The following is an 18,210-nucleotide window of genomic DNA, read 5'->3' on the forward strand; positions in this document are numbered from 1 at the left end:
ATCGAAGCGGTGTCCACGGATTGGACGCGAAAATGAGACGGCGCGGCCGGTGCGGTGCGGGCGGCCGGGCCCGGCCGGGATCAGCTAGCCGAGCCGGGCGCGGACCCGCTTGGCCAGGTCGGCCGCGGCGGCGCCGGGGTCGGAGGCCTCGGTGAGGGCCCGTACGACCACGACCCGGGAGGCGCCGGCGTCCAGTACCTCGTCCAGGTTCGCCGCGTCGATCCCGCCGATGGCGAACCACGGCCGGTCCTGGGCGAGCGAGGCCGCGTGGCGGACGAGGCCGAGTCCGGGGGCGAACCGGCCGGGCTTGGTGGGGGTGGGCCAGCAGGGGCCGGTGCAGAAGTAGTCCACGCCGGGCTCGGCGGCGGCCGCGTCGACCTCCGCCTCGGAGTGGCAGGAGCGGCCGATGAGGACCTCCTGGCCGAGGACGGCGCGGGCGGCGGGCACCGGGATGTCGCCCTGCCCGAGGTGCAGCACGTCCGAGCCGATGGCGTGCGCGACATCGGCCCGGTCGTTGACGGCGAGCAGCTTGCCGTGGCGGCGGGCCGCTTCGGCGAAGACCTGGAGGTGCTCCAGCTCCTCGCCCGCCTCCATGCCCTTGTCGCGGAGCTGGACGATGTCCACCCCGCCGGCGAGCACGGCGTCCAGGAACTCGGGGAGGTCGCCCTGCCGCTTGCGGGCGTCCGTGCACAGGTAGAGCCGGGCATCGGACAGCTGGGCGGCGATGGCGGACATGGGTACCCCCGGATGGTGTGTCGTACGTACGTACGCGGTGTGCGGGCCCCGGCCGGGGCCCGCACACCGCGCGTGAGGCGGAGTCAGGTCAGATGGCGAGCGCCTGAGCGCGGCGCTTCACCTCCGTGCCGCGATTCTCGCTCAGCGCCTGCACGGGGGTGCCGGGCAGGGTCTCGTCGGCGGTGAAGAGCCACTCCAGGATCTCCGCGTCGGTGAAGCGGTCGTCGCGGAGCACGGTCAGCAGGCCGACCAGGCCCTTGACGATCTTGTCTCCGTCGATGAAGGCCGCGGGGACCTGGAGGGAGCGGTTCTCGCCGCGGCGCACCGCGAGCAGCTGCCCCTCCTTGACCAACTGGCGAACCTTGGTCACTTCGATGTCGAGCATCTCCGCGATGTCGGGGAGGTACAGCCAGGCGGGAACAAGGGCATCGATCTTTGCGTCAATCTCGGTCACGGGCACAAGCCTGCCATCTCGGACTGACTGCCGGTACCCGAGCGGCCCCGTCCGGGGAGCGAGGGCCCCGTGGGCGGGGCCGGAGACGGCGGCGGGCGGGGCCCAAACGGGCCCGGTATCGGCCGGGCCGGGCCGGGCCGGGCCTGGCCTGGACGCGGATCCGGGGCGAAGACCCAGAACAGCCCCGGCCCGAAGGCCCGGGGAACGGGTCCGGGGCGCAGCCCCGGCAGGGGTCCGGGGCGCAGCCCCGGGGAACGGGCGAAGGGCGGGTAGGGGACTCCCCCGCGGGAGCCGGGCCGGGAGCGGGCCCCGGCCGGACCTGGCCCCCGGCCCGCGCCCCCCCGGGCCCCCGCCCCCGCCGGGTCAGCCGAGGAGCGTCGACTTCAGTGCGATCGCCGGGTCGGCGACCTTCGCCGGGTCCACGAGGGCGCCCGACTCGATGAGGCGGCGCCCCTGGGCCAGGTCGCGCGGGCGGCCCACCGCGAGCACCGCGGCCAGCCGGCCCTCCCGCAGCCAGCACACCGACCAGGTGTCGGCCGCCGGGTCGCCGCGCCACAGCAGTGCGTCCGCGTCGGCGTGGTGGCCCGCGTACTGCACGAAGCGGCCGAACTGCTCCGACCAGAAGTACGGGACCGGGTCGTAGACCTGCTCCCCGGAGCCCCCGGCCACGATGTCCGCCGCCACCACGCGCGGCCCCTGGAGCGCGTTGTCCCAGTGGTGCACCAGCAGCCGGGACCCGTAGCGCTGCGACGGGAAGGAGGCGCAGTCCCCCACGGCGTACACTCCGGGCACCGAGGTGCGCAGCCACGCGTCGGCGACCACCGCCCCGTCCGCACCGAGCTCCACGCCGGACCCCGCCAGCCATCCGGTGGCCGGCCGGGCTCCGATGCCCACCACCACCGCCCCGGCCGGCAGCGCCCGCCCGTCGGCCAGCAGGACCCGGCCCGGCTCCACGGAGGCCACCCGCGCGGCCGTCAGCAGTTCGGCGCCCGCCTGGGCGTACCACCGCCCCATCGGCTCGGCGACCTCCGCCGGCAGCGCGCCCGCCAGCACCCGGCCGGCCGCCTCGACCACCGTCACCGCGCAGCCCGCCTCGCGGGCGGCCGTGGCGAATTCCGCGCCGATCCACCCGGCCCCGACCACCACCACCGCCGAGGCGGCCGCCAGGACGGGCCGCAGCCGGGCCGCGTCGTCCACGGTGCGCAGCAGGTGCACGCCGGGGACGCCCTCCGCGCCGGGCAGGGTCAGCGGGAGCGCGCCGGTCGCCAGTACGAGGACCTCGTACGGGACCGGGCCCGCCTCGGTGTCCACCTCCCGGTCGGCGGCCCGCAGCCCGGTGACCTCGACCCCCAGCCGGAGTTCGATGCCGAGCTCCTCGAAGTCCACGTCGAAGGCCGAGTCCTCGGCCTTGCCGAGGAGCACCGCCTTGGACAGCGGGGGCCGGTCGTAGGGCTGGTGGGGTTCGGCTCCCAGGAGGGTGACGGGGCCGGTCCAGCCCTGTTCCCGGAGGGCGACCGCGGTCTGGACCCCGGCCATCCCGGCGCCGACGATGACCACGCCGCGCCGAGTGTCTTCCGCCTGCCGCGTCTGCTGTTGCGTCTGCTGTTGCGTCTGCTCGCTCACGCGGCCCACCCTAATCAACTGACGGTCCGTCAGGAATAGCGGGCGGGCGCCGACCGGAGGCCGGGCGGGCACCGGCACCGGGGAGGCAGCCTTACCGGCCGTCGGCCTCGGCGTTACTCTGGCACCGAACCTATCGCGGGAGTCCGGGCGCACCGGGCTGAGAGGGAGGCTGGCCGGCCTCCGACCGTACGAACCTGATCCGGGTCATGCCGGCGAAGGGAGGGGCTGGACGCCCATGCATTCATATCGGAACGGCCGGAGTCCCGGCTACGACGTCCTCGTCATCGGGGGCGGCATCATCGGCCTGGTCACCGCCTGGCGGGCGGCCCGGCTCGGGCTGCGCACCGCGCTGGCCGATCCGTCCCCCGGCGGCGGCGCCGCCCAGGTCGCGGCCGGGATGCTGGCCGCCGTCACCGAGCTGCACTACGGCGAGGAGACCCTGCTCGGGCTCAACCTCGCCTCCGCCGCCCGGTACCCGCAATTCGCCGCCGAGCTCGCCGAAGCCAGCGGCGGCATGGACATCGGCTACCGCGCCTGCGGCACCCTCGCCGTCGCCCTCGACGCCGACGACCGGCTGCACCTGCGCGAACTGCACGCCCTCCAGCGCCGCTGCGGCCTGGAGTCCGAGTGGCTGACCGGCCGCGAGTGCCGCCGCCTGGAGCCCATGCTGGCTCCGGGCGTACGCGGCGGACTGCGCGTGGACGGCGACCACCAGGTCGACCCCCGCCGCCTGGCGGCCGCCCTGCTGGCCGCCTGCGAGCGGGCCGGGGTCGCCCTGCACCGCGCCGGGGCGGCGCGGCTGCTGACCACCGCCGACCGGGCAAGCGGCGCGGTCCTCGACGACGCCGGCGCCACGGAGCTGCGCGCCGGCCAGGTGGTGCTGGCGGCCGGCTCGCTCAGCGGCCGGCTGGACGGCGTACCGCCCGAGGCCGTGGCCCCCGTACGGCCGGTCAAGGGGCAGGTGGTGCGGCTCGCGGTGCCGCCGTCGTACGCGCCGTTCCTGTCGCGGACCGTACGGGCCGTCGTGCGCGGCAGCCACGTCTACCTGGTGCCCCGCGAGAACGGCGAACTCGTCCTCGGCGCCACCAGCGAGGAACTCGGCTGGGACACCACGGTCACCGCGGGCGGGGTCTACGAACTCCTGCGCGACGCCCACGAGCTGGTGCCCGGGATCACCGAGCTCCCGCTGATCGAGACCCGGGCCGGGCTGCGGCCCGGATCGCCGGACAACGCCCCCCTCCTCGGCCCGACCGAACTCCCCGGGCTGCACCTGGCCACCGGGCACTACCGCAACGGGGTCCTGCTGACCCCGCTGACCGGGGACGTGATGGCGGACCTGCTGACCACCGGCGAACTGCCGGAGATCGCCCGCCCCTTCACCCCGCGCCGATTCGCCCTCACGCGACAGGAGTCGTTCGCATGACCATTTCCGTCAACGGCGAGCCGCGCGAGATCGCGGCCGGGACCATGCTCGCCGCGGTGGTCGCCACCCTCACCGAGGCCACCAAGGGGGTCGCGGCCGCCCTCAACGAGACCGTGGTCCCGCGCGGCCAGTGGCCCTACACCTCCGTGACCGACGGCGACCGCGTCGAGGTCCTCACCGCGGTCCAGGGAGGCTGAGCACCATGGCGGACGACGCCTTCACCCTCGGCGGCCGGACCTTCTCCTCGCGCCTGATCATGGGCACCGGCGGGGCGCCGAGCCTGGACATCCTGGAACGGGCGCTCGTCGCGTCCGGCACGGAACTCACCACGGTCGCGATGCGGCGCCTCGACCCGACGGTCCAGGGCTCGGTCCTGTCCGTCCTGACCCGCCTCGGCATCTCGGTCCTGCCGAACACCGCGGGCTGCTTCACGGCCGGCGAGGCCGTACTGACGGCCAGGCTGGCCCGGGAAGCCCTCGGTACGGACTGGATCAAGCTGGAGGTCGTCGCGGACGAGCGGACCCTCCTGCCGGACGGGGTCGAGCTGCTCGACGCCGCGGAGATCCTGGTCGACGAGGGCTTCACGGTCCTCCCCTACACGAACGACGACCCGGTGCTGGCCCGGAAGCTGGAGGACGTGGGCTGCGCGGCGATCATGCCGCTCGGCTCCCCCATCGGCTCCGGCATGGGCATCCGCAACCCGCACAACTTCGAGCTGATCACGGAGCGGGCCGGGGTCCCCGTCATCCTGGACGCGGGGGCCGGAACGGCCTCGGACGTGGCCCTGGCCATGGAACTGGGCTGTGCGGCGGTCATGCTCGCCTCTGCGGTGACCCGGGCGCAGCTCCCCGTCCTGATGGCCGCGGCCATGCGGGACGCGGTCTCGGCGGGCCGCCTGGCCCACCGCGCGGGCCGCATCCCCCAACGCCGCTTCGCGGAAGCCTCGTCCCCGGTGCGGGGTCGCGCGGACCTTGACCCGGAACGCCCGGCGTTCTGACCCCGCGTGGCAGGGTCCCGGGCAACGGCGACGCACGTCACAGGTGGGCTGCAACCGCCCCGGGCCGGGACGGGGGCCCACCCGGCCCTCGTAGAATCGCCGGGTGGACACGACCCTGGATGACCCCCTCGTCGGGCAGACGCTCGACGGCCGCTACCGCGTGGACGCCCGCATCGCGGCCGGCGGCATGGCCACGGTCTACCGGGCCGTCGACACCCGCCTCGACCGCGTCCTGGCCCTGAAGGTGATGCACCCGGCCCTCGCCGCCGACCCCGGCTTCGTCGACCGGTTCATCCGTGAGGCGAAGTCCGTCGCCCGCCTGGCGCACCCGAACGTCGTGGCCGTCTTCGACCAGGGCACGCACGGCCCGTACACGTACCTCGCCATGGAGTACGTGTCGGGCTGCACCCTGCGCGACGTGCTCCGCGAGCGCGGCGCGCTCCAGCCGCGCGCGGCCCTCGACATCCTCGAACCCGTGCTCGCCGCCCTCGGCGCCGCGCACCGCGCCGGCTTCGTGCACCGTGACATGAAGCCCGAGAACGTGCTGATCGGCGACGACGGCCGGGTCAAGGTGGCCGACTTCGGGCTGGTCCGCTCCGTGGACTCCGTCACCCACACCACCGGGTCCGTCCTCGGCACCGTCTCCTACCTCGCGCCCGAGCAGATCGAGAACGGGGTCACCGACCCGCGCGTGGACGTCTACGCCTGCGGCGTGGTGTTCTACGAGATGCTCACCGGCACCAAGCCGCACACCGGCGCCAACCCCGCCCAGGTGCTCTACCAGCACCTCAACGAGGACGTCCCGCCCCCGTCGGCTTCCGTCCCGGGGCTGCCCGCCGCGCTGGACGAGCTCGTCGCCCAGGCCGCCGCGCGCAACCCCGATCTGCGCCCCTACGACGCGGCCGCGCTCCTCGGGCTGGCCCTGGGCGCCCGCGCGCAGCTCGGCGACTCCGAGCTGGACGCCGTGCCGCCGCAGGCCCGGGCCGCGGAGCGGACCGCCACCGAGGACCGCACCAGCGTGATCGCCCGCCCGGTGACCACACACGCCTCGCACACCTCCCACGCCTCGCACTCCGAGCCCGTGTCCCACACCTCCCGGCTCGCGGCGCCTCCCCTGCCCCCGGCCCCGGCCCCCTCCCGGGTGCGGCGCCCGGGCCCGCTGCTCGTGGTCCTCGGCGTCCTGCTCTGCCTCGGTCTCGGCACGGGCGTCTGGTACATCAGCTCCGGCCAGTTCACGAGGGTCCCGAACCTGCTCGGGAAAACCGAGGCGGAGGCCAAGTCCCAGCTCTCGGCGGCCGGACTCGGGGTGAAGCGGGTCGACCGGAAGTTCAGCGCGGCCTTCGACAAGGGCACCGTGATGAACACCGACCCGGCCGGCGGCAAGCGCATCCGCGGCAACGGCGCGGTGACGCTCACCATCTCGCGCGGACCCGAGGTCGTCATGATTCCCGACCTCAAGGGCAAGCCCCTGGAGGCCGCGAAGGCCGAGCTGACCTCGTCCGGCCTGGCGCCGGGGGCCGTCACCCAGGCCTTCAGCCAGGACATCGCACAGGGCTCGGTGATCAGCACGGATCCGGCGGGCGGCCAGAAGCGGTCCCTCGACACCCTGGTCGCGATGGTGGTCAGCAAGGGCCGCCCGGTGCCGGTCCCCCGCGTCACGGGCACCTCCCTCGACCAGGCCCGTTCCACCCTGGAGGGCCTCGGCCTGAAGGTGGAGACGGCCCCGGAGGAGGTTCATTCCCCCTCTCCCGCCGGTACGGTCGCCAACCAGTCGATCGGCGCGGGCACCCAGGCCGCCACGGGCGACACGGTCACCCTCACCGTGTCCAAGGGGCCCCGCCAGATCCCGGTCCCGAACGTCACCGGCCAGGAGGCCGACGCGGCCCGCGCGACCCTGGAGGGACTGGGCTTCAAGGTCAAGGTCGACAAGCCCTTCCTCTCCTTCGGCAACACCGTCGACTCCCAGTCGGTCCCCGCGGGCCAGAACGCCGCCGAGGGCAGCACCATCACCATCAGGACCAAGGGGCTGTAACAGCACACCATGATCAACAATGCAACGGGCCGCAATCCAGTGGGCGGGCACGTGCCCGTCGCGGGCGGGCTCGCCTCCGTCGGACTGGCGTACGCCCGCGAGATGGGCGCCGAGGCCGTCCAGGTCTTCGTCGCCAATCCGCGCGGCTGGGCCACGCCGGTCGGCAATCCGGCCCAGGACGAGCTGTTCCGCGAGGCCTGCGCCGCCGAGGGGATCCCGGCCTACGTCCACGCGCCGTACCTGATCAACTTCGGCTCGCACACCGAGGCGACCGTCGAGAAGTCCGTGGAGTCCCTGCGGCACTCACTGCGCCGGGCCCGTGCCATCGGCGCGCTCGGGGTCGTCGTGCACACCGGATCGGCGACCGGGGGCCGGCCGCGCTCGGCGGCGTACGCGCAGGTCAGGGAGCACATGCTGCCGCTGCTGGACGAGCTGACGCATGACGACGACCCCTTCCTGCTGCTGGAGTCCACGGCCGGACAGGGTTCCTCGCTGTGCTCGCGCACCTGGGACTTCGGCCCGTACTTCGACGCCCTCGACCACCATCCGAAGCTCGGGATCTGCCTCGACACCTGCCACATCTTCGCGGCCGGCCACGATCTGGCGGCGCCGGGCGGGACGAAGGAGACGCTGGACCTGCTGGTGGACACCGTGGGCGAGGGCCGGCTGAAGCTGGTGCACGCCAACGACTCCAAGGAGGGCGTGGGCGCACACAAGGACCGGCACGAGAACATCGGCCGGGGCCACATCGGCCGGGACGCCTTCGCGGAACTGTTCACGCATCCGGCGATGGAGGGCGTCCCCCTGATCACCGAGACTCCCGGCGGCAAGGAAGGGCACGCGGCGGACGTGGCCCTGCTCAAGGAGCTGCGCGAGTTCGGCTGACCCGCCGGGTACTTCCGTACGGCCATCCGGATGAGTTCGGCGGCGGACACCCTTTCGATCGCGCCCCTCACGGGAGCGACCGGCAGCGGGGGCTACAGCTCGGGGCCGTCCCCGGGCTCCTCCTGGTAGGAGTAGCGCTGTTCGCGCCAGGGGTCGCCGATGTTGTGGTAGCCCCGCTCCTCCCAGAAGCCGCGGCGGTCGGCGGTCATGTACTCGATGCCGCGGACCCACTTGGGGCCCTTCCACGCGTAGAGGTGCGGCACGACCAGCCGGAGCGGGAAACCGTGCTCGGCGGTGAGCAGTTCGCCGCCCTGGTGCGTGGCGAAGACGGCCCGCTCGGAGGCGAAGTCCGCGAGGCGCATGTTGGAGCTGAAGCCGTACTCGGCCCACACCATCACGTGCGTGACCTGCGGGGACGGCGGAGCGAGGGCGAGGATCGCGCGGGTGAGCACACCGCCCCATTCGGCGCCCGTCATGCTGAACTTCGTCACGCAGTGCAGGTCCGCCTCGACGGAGTCGAACGGCAGGGCCGCGAACTCCTCGTGGTTCCAGCAGTGCTTCTCACCGTCGGCCGTCGCGCCGAAGACGCGGAACTCCCAGCGCTCGGGCTTGAACTTGGGTACCGGTCCGTAGTGGGTGACCGGCCAGCCTCGCTGCAACCGCTGCCCCGGGGGAAGCTCCAGTTGCTCTGATCCCGGAGATTCCCGGCTTTCCGGCTGACCCATGTCTCCATGGTGACAGACGTGGCGGGGTGGTCATGACCAGCTTCGCCCGGATTCGGGCAAGTCACGGCAACTCCCACTAAGGAGGCACTTACTGGACGGCCTCCTGTGGCGGTGCAAGGATGCGCGCACCTGCCCCGTCACATTGCTGACATTGCTTGGAAGGAGCCTCTGCGATGCAGGGCGACCCCGAGGTCCTCGAGTTTCTCAACGAGCAGCTGACCGGCGAACTTACGGCCATCAACCAGTACTGGCTCCACTACCGGATCCAGGACAACAAGGGTTGGACGAAGCTCGCCAAGTACACGCGCGAAGAGTCCATCGATGAGATGAAGCACGCGGACAAGATCACCGAGCGCATCCTGATGCTCGACGGTCTGCCGAACTACCAGCGCCTCTTCCACGTCCGCGTGGGCCAGACGCTGACGGAGATGTTCCAGGCCGACCGGCAGGTCGAGGTCGAGGCGATCGACCGCCTCAAGCGCGGCATCGAGGTCATGCGCGGCAAGGGCGACGTCACCTCGGCGCGGCTCTTCGAGGAGATCCTGGCGGACGAGGAGCACCACATCGACTACCTCGACACCCAGCTGGAGCTCATCGAGTCCATCGGCGAGGCGCTCTACATCGCGCAGCTCATCGAGCAGCCGAGCTGACCCGTAGGACGATACGAAGCACCCCGTACGGCCTACGCGGCTTCGGCGAGCTCCGTACCGGCCGGCACCAGTGCCGGTACCAGCGGATCGGCCGCGAGCACGGCGGCGGCGTCGCCCTTCTCCAGCAGCTCACGGCGCGGGCAGGCCCCGCGGCCGAGGAGGCCCTGGATGGTCCGCACGCAGGAACCGCAGTCGGTGCCGGCCTTCGTGGCCGAGGCGATCTGGCGGGGGGTGCAGGCCCCGGCGGCCGCGTGGTCCTTGACCTGCTTGTCGGTGATCCCGAAACAAGAGCAGACGTACACGCGGTTCACCTCCCAGTCCGGAACGGGTCGACCAGCCATCCCCGTATTCGGTGAGGCTTACCTAACCGTACCCAAACTTAGGGTTCCCTAAAAGACCCGGGTACGACGATGGGGCGCGGATCACATCGATCCGCGCCCCATCGTCACGAGGTGCTTACTGGTCGCGGTACATCTCGGCGACGAGGAAGGCCAGGTCCAGGGACTGGCTCCGGTTCAGGCGCGGGTCGCAGGCCGTCTCGTAGCGCTGGTGCAGGTCGTCGACGAAGATCTCGTCGCCGCCGCCCACGCACTCGGTGACGTCGTCACCGGTGAGCTCGACGTGGATGCCGCCCGGGTGGGTGCCGAGGCCCTTGTGGACCTCGAAGAAGCCCTTGACCTCGTCGAGCACGTCGTCGAAACGGCGCGTCTTGTGGCCGGAGGCGGCCTCGAAGGTGTTGCCGTGCATCGGGTCGGTGACCCAGGCGACGGTCGCGCCGGAGGCGGTGACCTTCTCGACGAGCTCGGGGAGCTTGTCGCGGACCTTGTCGGCGCCCATGCGGACGACGAAGGTCAGCCGGCCCGGCTCGCGCTCGGGGTCGAGGCGGTCGATGTAGGTGAGCGCCTCGTCCACCGTGGTGGTGGGGCCGAGCTTGATGCCGATCGGGTTGGCGATCTGCGAGCAGAACTCGATGTGCGCGTGGTCCAGCTGGCGGGTGCGCTCACCGATCCAGACCATGTGGCCCGAGGTGTCGTACAGCCGGCCGGTGCGCGAGTCCGTACGGGTGAGGGCGCCCTCGTAGTCGAGGAGCAGCGCCTCGTGGGAGGCGTAGAACTCGACGGCCTTGAACTCCGCCGGGTCGGTGCCACAGGCCTTCATGAAGTTCAGCGCGTTGTCGATCTCCCGCGCGAGCTGCTCGTAGCGCTGCCCGGACGGGGAGTTCTTCACGAAGTCCTGGTTCCAGGCGTGCACCTGGCGCAGGTCGGCGTAACCGCCGGTGGTGAAGGCGCGCACCAGGTTCAGCGTGGAGGCCGACGCGTGGTACATGCGCTTCAGGCGCTCGGGGTCCGGGACGCGGGACGCCTCGGTGAAGGCGAAGCCGTTCACGGAGTCGCCGCGGTAGGTCGGCAGGGTGATGCCGTCGCGGGTCTCGGTGTCCTTGGAGCGCGGCTTGGAGTACTGGCCCGCGATGCGGCCGACCTTGACGACCGGCACGGAGGCCGCGTACGTCAGGACGGCGCTCATCTGGAGCAGCGTCTTCAGCTTGGCGCGGATGTGGTCGGCGGAGACGGCATCGAAGGCCTCGGCGCAGTCGCCACCCTGCAGCAGGAACGCCTCGCCCTTGGCGACGGCTCCCAGACGGGCGCGCAGCTGGTCGCATTCGCCCGCGAAAACGAGGGGAGGATACGACTCGAGGTCCGCGACGACAGCGCGCAGTGCCTCGGCATCGGGGTACGAAGGCTGCTGCGCCGCGGGAAGGTCTCGCCAGGTCGCCTTGGCGGCGGGGGCTTGGGTTTCTGCGTTCACGGTCACCCCACACACATTACGGCGTCACACCCCGCGTCCCGGTCGAGGACCACTACGTGAGACGGATGTCTCTCGCTGTGTTACTCACCCGTTTACCAGTGCACGCCGGGCGGGTGGGCTAGGGTTCACGGCATGTACGCGCACTCGAACGAGAACTGGTGGTGGACCGCTCCCGGCGGCCCACTTCTCGCGCGTACCTGAGACACGAGCGAAACGAAGGCCGCCCCGAGGGGCGGCCTTCCGTGTTTCCGCTGGAACACCGGGCCGTCCCGCCCTCCGGAACCGGATAGGACGCCCACTCCATGCACGCGCACCCGCAGTCGCACCCGCACCCGCACCCGAGTCGCCTGCTCGACGACGCCTGCCCGCCCTTCGCGCTGCTGCGCCGCCGCACGCCCGGCCGCGACCACGACACCGTCGAGGTGCTGATCGGCCCGGTCCACGAGGCCGAGCACCTGGCCGACCTGCCCGTGGGCGAGCGGCCCGCCCTGGCGCTCGTCCCCTTCCGCCAGATGCGGGAGCGCGGGTTCGACGTGCGCGACGACGGCACGCCGCTGAGCGTGCTCGTCGCCGAGGAGGCGTACGAGATCCCGCTCGCCGAGGCGCTGGCCGCGCTGCCGGCCCACCGGGTACGGGTCGACGGCGGCGCCTTCGACGTCCCCGACGAGGAGTACGCGGACACCGTCCGGCGGGTCATCGAGGACGAGATCGGCCGGGGCGAGGGCGCGAACTTCGTCATCCGGCGCACCTACGAGGGCCGGATCGAGGGCTTCGGCCGCGCCGACGCCCTCGCGCTGTTCCGGCGGCTGCTGGAGGGCGAGCGGGGCGCGTACTGGACGTACGTGGTCCACACCGGGGACCGCACCCTCGTCGGAGCCAGTCCCGAGGTGCACGTCCGGATGTCCGGGGGCACCGTCGTGATGAACCCGATCAGCGGTACGTACCGCTATCCGGCCGAGGGGCCGACGGCCGACTCCCTCCTCACCTTCCTCGGGAACCGCAAGGAGACCGAGGAACTGTCCATGGTCGTGGACGAGGAGCTCAAGATGATGTGCACGGTCGGGGACATGGGCGGGGTGGTCGTCGGCCCCCGGCTCAAGGAGATGGCGCACCTCGCGCACACCGAGTACGAACTGCGCGGCCGCTCCTCGCTGGACGTCCGCGAGGTCCTGAAGGAGACGATGTTCGCGGCGACGGTGACCGGATCGCCGGTGCAGAACGCCTGCCGGGTCATCGAGCGCTACGAGCCCCTCGGGCGGGACGGGGTCGGCCGCGGCTACTACGCCGGCGCGCTGGCCCTGCTGGGCCTCGACGCCTCGGGCGCCCAGACCCTCGACTCCCCCATCCTCATCCGCACGGCGTACATCGCGCCGGACGGGGCGCTGCGGGTGCCCGTCGGGGCCACCCTCGTACGGCACTCCGACCCGGCGGGCGAGGTGGCGGAGACCCACGCGAAGGCGGCGGGGGTGCTGGCCGCGCTGGGCGTGCGGCCGGCGGCGGTGCGACCCTCCTTCGCCGGGCAGCGGCTGGCCGACGACCCCCGGGTGCAGGCGGCCCTGGCGGCTCGCCGCGAGGACCTGGCGCCGTTCTGGCTGCGGATGCAGGAGCGGCCGGCGGCGGTGACGGGCCACGCGCTGGTGGTGGACGGCGAGGACACCTTCACCTCGATGCTGGGGCACGTCCTGCGGGTGGCCGGGCTGGAGGTCACCGTACGCCGCTACGACGATCCGGGCCTGCGGGCGGCCGCCCTGGCCTGGGACGGGCCGATCGTGCTCGGCCCCGGCCCGGGCGACCCGACGGACTTCGGCGACCCGAAGATCCGGACGATGCGCGAGCTGACGTCGGAGCTGCTGACCTCGCACCGGGGCGGGCTGCTCGGGGTCTGCCTCGGCCACCAGCTGCTCGCCGCCGAGCTGGGGATCCCGCTGGTCCGCAAGGCGGAGCCGGCGCAGGGGGCCCAGACGCGGATCCCGCTGTTCGGGGCGGAGGAGGTCGTCGGCTTCTACAACACGTACGCGGCGCACTGCTCCGCGGAGCGGGCGCGCGCCCTGGCCCTGCGGGGCATCGAGGTCTCCCGGGACCCCGCGACCGGCGAGGTCCACGCGCTGCGCTCTGCCTCCGGCGGCTTCGCCGGTGTCCAGTTCCACCCGGAGTCGGTCCTGACCCTGCGCGGGGCGGAACTGGTCCGCGAGCTGGTGGCCGGGGTCCGGGCCCCGGCCGGGGCCTAGCCTGCCGCCTTCGGCGCTGTGGCCGAGCGGAGGGAGCGGACCAGGCTCCAGGCGAGGACGGGGCCCAGCAGGAGCATCGCGTAGAAGGCCGCCTCCATCGCGCCCAGCGCGAGGGCGACGGTGAGCGGGATCGACAGCACGTGGTCGGTGAAGGCCAGCCACGGGTCGGTCCGGGCGCCGGGTCCGGCCCGGAGGGCGCGCGGCAGCACCCGGGCGGCGTTGCAGAGTTGCAGAGCCGCGAAGGCCAGCAAGATCCAGAAGAAGACGGCGGGTATGGTCACGCGGCCGAATCTAGGCCCTGTTCCCGCGACTTCGTGCGGCGCCCCCTGACCGGGGGCGCCGCACGGAGGCCGGCATCACGGCCCGGGGCGCGTCAGGAAGGATCCGCGGGGCTGAGGGTGTTCTCCGAGCGGCGGCCCGCCAGGTAGTCCGCGACGTTGGCGACCGTGGTGTCGATGATCTGACCCACCGCGTCGTGCGTGTAGTACGCCTGGTGGGAGGTGACGACCACGTTCGGGAAGGTGATCAGTCGGGCCAGGGTGTCGTCCTCGACGGCCACCAGCGACTTGTCCAGGAAGAAGAGCCCGGCCTCCGCCTCGTACACGTCGAGGCCGACCCCGGCGAAGCGGCCGGACCGCAGCTCCGTGACCAGCGCGTCCGTGTCCACCAGCCCGCCGCGGCTGGAGTTCACCAGGATCGCGTCGTCCTTCATCGTCTTCAGCGCCTCGGCGCCGATGATGTGGTGCGTGGACTCCAGCAGCGGAACGTGCAGGCTGATCAGGTCCGAGGAGGCGAACAGCTCCTCCTTGTCCACGTACTTCATGCCCAGCTCCACGCACGCCGGGTTCTGCGCCACGTCCCAGCCCAGCAGGTTCATGCCGAACCCGTGCGCGATCCGGGTGAACGCCTCCCCGATCTTGCCGGTGCCGAGCACGCCGACCGTGCGGCCGCGCATGTCGCGGCCCATCAGGCCGGTCAGCCGGAAGTCGAAGTCCCGCGTCCGGTTCGAGGCGCGGACGATCCGCCGGTTCACCGCCATGGCCAGGGTCCACGCGAATTCGGCCACCGAGTAAGGGGAGTAGTACGACACCCGGCCGACCGTCAGGCCGAGCTGCCGCGCGACGTCCAGGTCGATGTTGTTGAAGCCGGTGGAGCGCTGGGCGATCATCTTCGTCCCGCCCGCCGCCAGGGTCCGCAGCACCCGGCCGTTCAGGTCGGCGTTGACGCTCGACGACACGATCTCGTACCCGGCCGCGATGGGGGCGGTGTCCTCACTGAGGAAGACGTCCAGGCAGCGCACCTCGTGCAGGCCCGCGAAGGCCTTCTCGATGAGCGGCTTCTCGTCCCCCTGCACCCCGAATGCCAGGATTTCCACGTTCGCTCCCGTACTGCGCAAAAGAATCGGACCATGGGTCGTTTGCCACCATACGACCCACGGTCCCGACCCGCCCTGCGGCCCAGCCGAGGAGCCTGCGACTCAGCCGAAGAAGACTCCGGCCTCCTGGTACAGCGCCGGGTCCACCGTCTTCAGCTTCGCCGTCGCCTCCGAGATCGGCACCCGCACGATGTCCGTCCCCTTCAGCGCGACCATCTTCCCGAAGTCCCCGTCGCGCACCGCGTCGATCGCGTGCAGCCCGAAGCGGGTGGCCAGCCACCGGTCGAACGCGCTCGGGGTGCCGCCCCGCTGGACGTGTCCGAGTACGGTCGTACGGGCCTCCTTGCCGGTCCGCGCCTCGATCTCCTTGGCCAGCCACTCGCCCACGCCCGACAGCCGCACGTGCCCGAACGAGTCCTTCGTCGCGTCCTTCAGCACCATGTCGCCGTCCTTGGGCATCGCGCCCTCGGCGACGCACACGATCGGCGCGTAGCTCGCCTTGAACCGCGAGTTCACCCAGGCGCAGACCTGGTCCACGTCGAAGCGCTGCTCCGGGATGAGGATGACGTTGGCGCCGCCCGCGAGCCCCGAGTGCAGGGCGATCCAGCCGGCGTGCCGGCCCATCACCTCGACGACCAGGACCCGCATGTGCGATTCGGCGGTGGTGTGCAGCCGGTCGATGGCCTCGGTGGCGATGCCGACGGCGGTGTCGAAGCCGAAGGTGTAGTCGGTGGCCGACAGGTCGTTGTCGATGGTCTTCGGGACCCCGACGCACGGGATGCCGTACTCCTCGTAGAGCTTCGCGGCCACGCCCAGGGTGTCCTCGCCGCCGATCGCGACGAGGGCGTCGACCTCGTACTTGGCGAGGTTCTCCTTGATCTGGCGGACGCCGTCGTCCAGCTTGAACGGGTTGGTGCGCGAGGAGCCGAGGATGGTCCCGCCGCGCGGCAGGATCCCGCGGACGGCGGGGATGTCGAGCGGGACGGTGCGGCCTTCGACCGCACCGCGCCAGCCGTCCCGGAAACCGACGAAATCGTAGGCGTACTCCTGCACGCCCTTGCGCACGACACTGCGGATCACCGCGTTGAGCCCGGGGCAGTCGCCGCCGCCCGTCAGCACTCCGACCTTCATGGAACTTCCCTTCGCCACAGGGCCCGCTGAGGCCGCAGGGCCCGCATGACGGTCACGCTAGTGGTGACTCAGGTCACAGCAAGGCCTGAGGAAGGGTCAATTCCGGGGGAATTGCGGGGCGTTGCGTACGCCTGTTCACTCGTAAGGGGAACCGGTCCCCCTTACGCGTCGTCGAGGCCCCGCTCTATCGCGTACCGGACGAGCTCCACGCGGTTGTGCAACTGGAGCTTGCCCAGGGTGTTCTGCACGTGGTTCTGCACGGTGCGGTGGGAGATGACCAGCCGCTCCGCGATCTGCTTGTACGAGAGCCCCTTGGCCACCAGCCGCAGCACCTCGGTCTCCCGGTCGGTGAGCTGCGGGGCCTTCGGCTCGTCGGAGGCGGCCGGCGCCGGATCGGTGGCCAGGCGCCGGTACTCCCCGAGGACCAGGCCGGCCAGTCCCGGGGTGAAGACGGGGTCGCCGGCCGCCGTGCGGCGCACCGCGTCGATGAGCTCCTGGGCGCCGGCGGACTTCAGCAGGTAGCCGGTCGCGCCGGACTTCACCGCCTCCAGGACGTCGGCGTGCTCGCCGCTCGCGGAGAGCACGAGGACCCGCAGCGCCGGGTTGGCTCCGACCAGCTCCTTGCAGACCTGGACCCCGGGCATGCCGGGCAGGTTGAGGTCGAGGACCAGGACGTGGGGGGCGGCCGCGCGGGCGCGGCGCACGGCCTCCGGCCCGTCCCCGGCGGTGGCCACCAGGTCGAAGCCCGCGGCGGCCAGGTCGCGGGCGACCGCGTCCCGCCACATCGGATGGTCGTCGACGACCATGACCTTGATGTCGCCCAGGCCGTTCTGCCCGCCCGGACCGCCCTGACCGTTCTGCCCGCCCTGGCCGTTCTGCCCGCTCGACTCGCTCGACTCGTTCACTGGGTGCTCCCCCTCGGTACTTTCAGTTCCACTTCGGTGCCCTGCCCCGGGATGGACACCAGCTCGGCGCTGCCGCCCAGGTCGCGGAGGCGGCCCCGGATGGACAGGGCCACTCCCATCCGGCCCTCTCCCTCGGCCTGGTCGAGCCGGCCGGCCGGGATGCCCGGGCCGTCGTCGCGGACGGTCACGATCACCTCGTCGCCCCAGTCCTCGACCAGGATCCAGGCGCTGGCCCCCTCGCCCGCGTGCTTGCGCACGTTGTCGAGGGCTGCCCCGACCGCCGCGGCCAGCTCCCGCGCCGCGGGCACCGGCAGTGGCACCGGGGTGCCCGGCTCGGCGAAGCTCACCCGCGAGCCGGCGTGCGGGGCGAGGAGGGTCCTCAGGTCCAGCTCGCCCTCGTCGGCTCCGGGCTCCTCCACCTCGAAGGCGGCCACGATCGCTCCGAGTGCCTCGTCGCGGGAGATCCGCGACGGGCGCGCCAGTCCGCTGGAGACCAGGGTGCGCAGCGCCACCTCCTGCTCCCCCGCCATCCGGCCCAGCTCGGCGGCCTCGCCGCCGAGTTCGGTGCCGCGCCGCTGGACCATGGCGAGGACCTGGAGGACCCCGTCGTGGATGTCGCGGGCGAGGCGTTCGCGCTCGCGGGTGGCGGCCTCGATCTCCAGGGCGCGGGCCAGGGTGGCTTCACTGGCCCGGGCGACCTCGACCACGTAGCCGATGGCGATGGAGGCCACCCAGACCAGGAGCACGTTGTGCAGGGTGTCCCGGGTGGGCTCGCCGCGCTGGACGAGATTGGCGGCGGCGACGAAGCTGGAGGCGAAACAGGCCCACCGCCAGCCGCCCTTGATGGCGAAGGCGAGGACGGAGCCCGCGGTCCAAATGGAGGGGAGGGTGGGGCCGCCGTCCACGATCCGCGCCTGGGTGTCCACGAGCGGGGTGAGCAGGATCCCGACGCAGGCGACGGTGAGGTCGGCGCACAGGAACCGCTTGGTGCAGCTGGCGGCGTTGGCCACCTTGGGGAGCGTGACCAGGGTCCAGCCCGCGAGGAAGGCGAGGTAGGAGGCCGCGATCCAGGGGCGGTCGAACTGCTTGTAGGCGGAGGCGAACAGCAGCGCCGCGTAGACCATGGTGAGCAGCCGGTAGGCCGTCAGGGCACGCCACAGCGGCTGCTCGACCGACATGCGTACGACGCGCTCGCGCTTCGCCATCTCCCCCACCCCGTACGGGCGGTTGTGCCCGTGTGC

18 protein-coding genes and 1 riboswitch are annotated in these 18,210 nt (G+C 72.5%); of the genes, 7 read left to right on the forward strand and 11 right to left on the reverse strand.

Going from position 1 to position 18,210, the window contains the following annotated elements:
• Positions 1–84: 84 nt before the first annotated feature.
• The 3 genes from thiE to AC6CKD_RS10340 all read right to left on the reverse strand — a co-directional run bounded on the left by thiE (position 85) and on the right by AC6CKD_RS10340 (position 2,812).
• Positions 85–735 carry a thiamine phosphate synthase gene (gene thiE / locus AC6CKD_RS10330; RefSeq protein ID WP_498326655.1) on the reverse strand — a complete coding sequence of 217 codons (651 nt, stop codon included), beginning with the start codon at positions 733–735 and terminating at the stop codon, positions 85–87.
• Between the two features lie 88 nt (positions 736–823).
• On the reverse strand, positions 824–1,189 hold the full coding sequence (locus tag AC6CKD_RS10335) for an Rv2175c family DNA-binding protein (protein ID WP_243330105.1): 366 nt from the start codon (positions 1,187–1,189) through the stop codon (positions 824–826).
• Positions 1,190–1,552: 363 nt separating this feature from the next.
• A complete protein-coding gene (locus AC6CKD_RS10340) occupies positions 1,553–2,812 on the reverse strand; it encodes an NAD(P)/FAD-dependent oxidoreductase (protein WP_498326657.1) in 1,260 nt (419 codons plus the stop codon).
• Positions 2,813–2,937: 125 nt separating this feature from the next.
• Positions 2,938–3,050, forward strand: a riboswitch (TPP riboswitch).
• Between AC6CKD_RS10340 and thiO the strand changes: the two genes are divergently transcribed.
• The 5 genes from thiO (at position 3,048) to AC6CKD_RS10365 (ending at position 8,149) form a co-directional block, all read left to right on the forward strand.
• The gene (gene thiO / locus AC6CKD_RS10345) at positions 3,048–4,235 is read left to right on the forward strand and encodes a glycine oxidase ThiO (protein WP_498326658.1); all 1,188 of its coding nucleotides are present in this window, start codon (positions 3,048–3,050) and stop codon (positions 4,233–4,235) included. (Overlaps the previous riboswitch by 3 nt.)
• Positions 4,232–4,432, forward strand: coding sequence for a sulfur carrier protein ThiS (gene thiS / locus AC6CKD_RS10350; protein WP_478690935.1), 201 nt, complete (start codon positions 4,232–4,234; stop codon positions 4,430–4,432). The genes thiO and thiS overlap by 4 nt, the downstream gene beginning before the upstream one ends.
• Before the next feature lie 5 nt (positions 4,433–4,437).
• Entirely contained in the window at positions 4,438–5,232 is a 795-nt protein-coding gene (locus tag AC6CKD_RS10355; protein ID WP_498326660.1) for a thiazole synthase, read from the forward strand.
• A 103-nt stretch (positions 5,233–5,335) separates the two neighbouring features.
• Positions 5,336–7,264, forward strand: coding sequence for a Stk1 family PASTA domain-containing Ser/Thr kinase (gene pknB / locus AC6CKD_RS10360; protein ID WP_498326661.1), 1,929 nt, complete (start codon positions 5,336–5,338; stop codon positions 7,262–7,264).
• A gap of 9 nt (positions 7,265–7,273) precedes the next feature.
• The gene (locus AC6CKD_RS10365; protein WP_498326662.1) at positions 7,274–8,149 is read left to right on the forward strand and encodes a deoxyribonuclease IV; all 876 of its coding nucleotides are present in this window, start codon (positions 7,274–7,276) and stop codon (positions 8,147–8,149) included.
• 92 nt (positions 8,150–8,241) lie between these two features.
• On the opposite strand, the gene AC6CKD_RS10370 is transcribed toward AC6CKD_RS10365, so the two are convergent.
• Positions 8,242–8,874: a sulfite oxidase-like oxidoreductase gene (locus AC6CKD_RS10370; RefSeq protein ID WP_498326664.1), complete on the reverse strand. Its 633-nt coding sequence runs from the start codon at positions 8,872–8,874 to the stop codon at positions 8,242–8,244.
• Between the two features lie 173 nt (positions 8,875–9,047).
• On the opposite strand from AC6CKD_RS10370, the gene bfr reads away from it, so the two are divergent.
• On the forward strand, positions 9,048–9,524 hold the full coding sequence (gene bfr, locus AC6CKD_RS10375; RefSeq protein ID WP_470752731.1) for a bacterioferritin: 477 nt from the start codon (positions 9,048–9,050) through the stop codon (positions 9,522–9,524).
• A gap of 32 nt (positions 9,525–9,556) precedes the next feature.
• Here the strand turns inward: bfr and AC6CKD_RS10380 are convergent, their stop codons facing one another.
• Both AC6CKD_RS10380 and AC6CKD_RS10385 read right to left on the reverse strand, forming a co-directional pair.
• Positions 9,557–9,865, reverse strand: a complete 309-nt coding sequence (locus AC6CKD_RS10380) for a (2Fe-2S)-binding protein (protein ID WP_498326665.1) — start codon at positions 9,863–9,865, stop codon at positions 9,557–9,559.
• A 115-nt stretch (positions 9,866–9,980) separates the two neighbouring features.
• Positions 9,981–11,345, reverse strand: a complete 1,365-nt coding sequence (locus tag AC6CKD_RS10385) for a class II 3-deoxy-7-phosphoheptulonate synthase (protein WP_498326666.1) — start codon at positions 11,343–11,345, stop codon at positions 9,981–9,983.
• A gap of 287 nt (positions 11,346–11,632) precedes the next feature.
• Between AC6CKD_RS10385 and AC6CKD_RS10390 the strand changes: the two genes are divergently transcribed.
• Positions 11,633–13,558: an anthranilate synthase family protein gene (locus tag AC6CKD_RS10390; protein WP_498326668.1), complete on the forward strand. Its 1,926-nt coding sequence runs from the start codon at positions 11,633–11,635 to the stop codon at positions 13,556–13,558.
• Here the strand turns inward: AC6CKD_RS10390 and AC6CKD_RS10395 are convergent.
• The 5 genes from AC6CKD_RS10395 to macS form a co-directional block, all read right to left on the reverse strand.
• Positions 13,555–13,839: a hypothetical protein gene (locus AC6CKD_RS10395; RefSeq protein ID WP_498326669.1), complete on the reverse strand. Its 285-nt coding sequence runs from the start codon at positions 13,837–13,839 to the stop codon at positions 13,555–13,557. The genes AC6CKD_RS10390 and AC6CKD_RS10395 overlap by 4 nt on opposite strands.
• A 92-nt stretch (positions 13,840–13,931) precedes the next feature.
• Positions 13,932–14,933: a 2-hydroxyacid dehydrogenase gene (locus tag AC6CKD_RS10400; protein WP_498326670.1), complete on the reverse strand. Its 1,002-nt coding sequence runs from the start codon at positions 14,931–14,933 to the stop codon at positions 13,932–13,934.
• A gap of 102 nt (positions 14,934–15,035) precedes the next feature.
• Positions 15,036–16,064, reverse strand: coding sequence for a 6-phosphofructokinase (locus AC6CKD_RS10405; protein ID WP_498326671.1), 1,029 nt, complete (start codon positions 16,062–16,064; stop codon positions 15,036–15,038).
• A 161-nt stretch (positions 16,065–16,225) separates the two neighbouring features.
• Positions 16,226–16,870 carry a response regulator gene (locus AC6CKD_RS10410; RefSeq protein ID WP_250743819.1) on the reverse strand — a complete coding sequence of 215 codons (645 nt, stop codon included), beginning with the start codon at positions 16,868–16,870 and terminating at the stop codon, positions 16,226–16,228.
• 95 nt (positions 16,871–16,965) lie between these two features.
• A complete protein-coding gene (macS, locus tag AC6CKD_RS10415; protein WP_498326672.1) occupies positions 16,966–18,174 on the reverse strand; it encodes a MacS family sensor histidine kinase in 1,209 nt (402 codons plus the stop codon).
• Between the last annotated feature and the right edge of the window lie 36 nt (positions 18,175–18,210).

This window comes from Streptomyces sp. GQ60, from assembly GCF_059758875.1.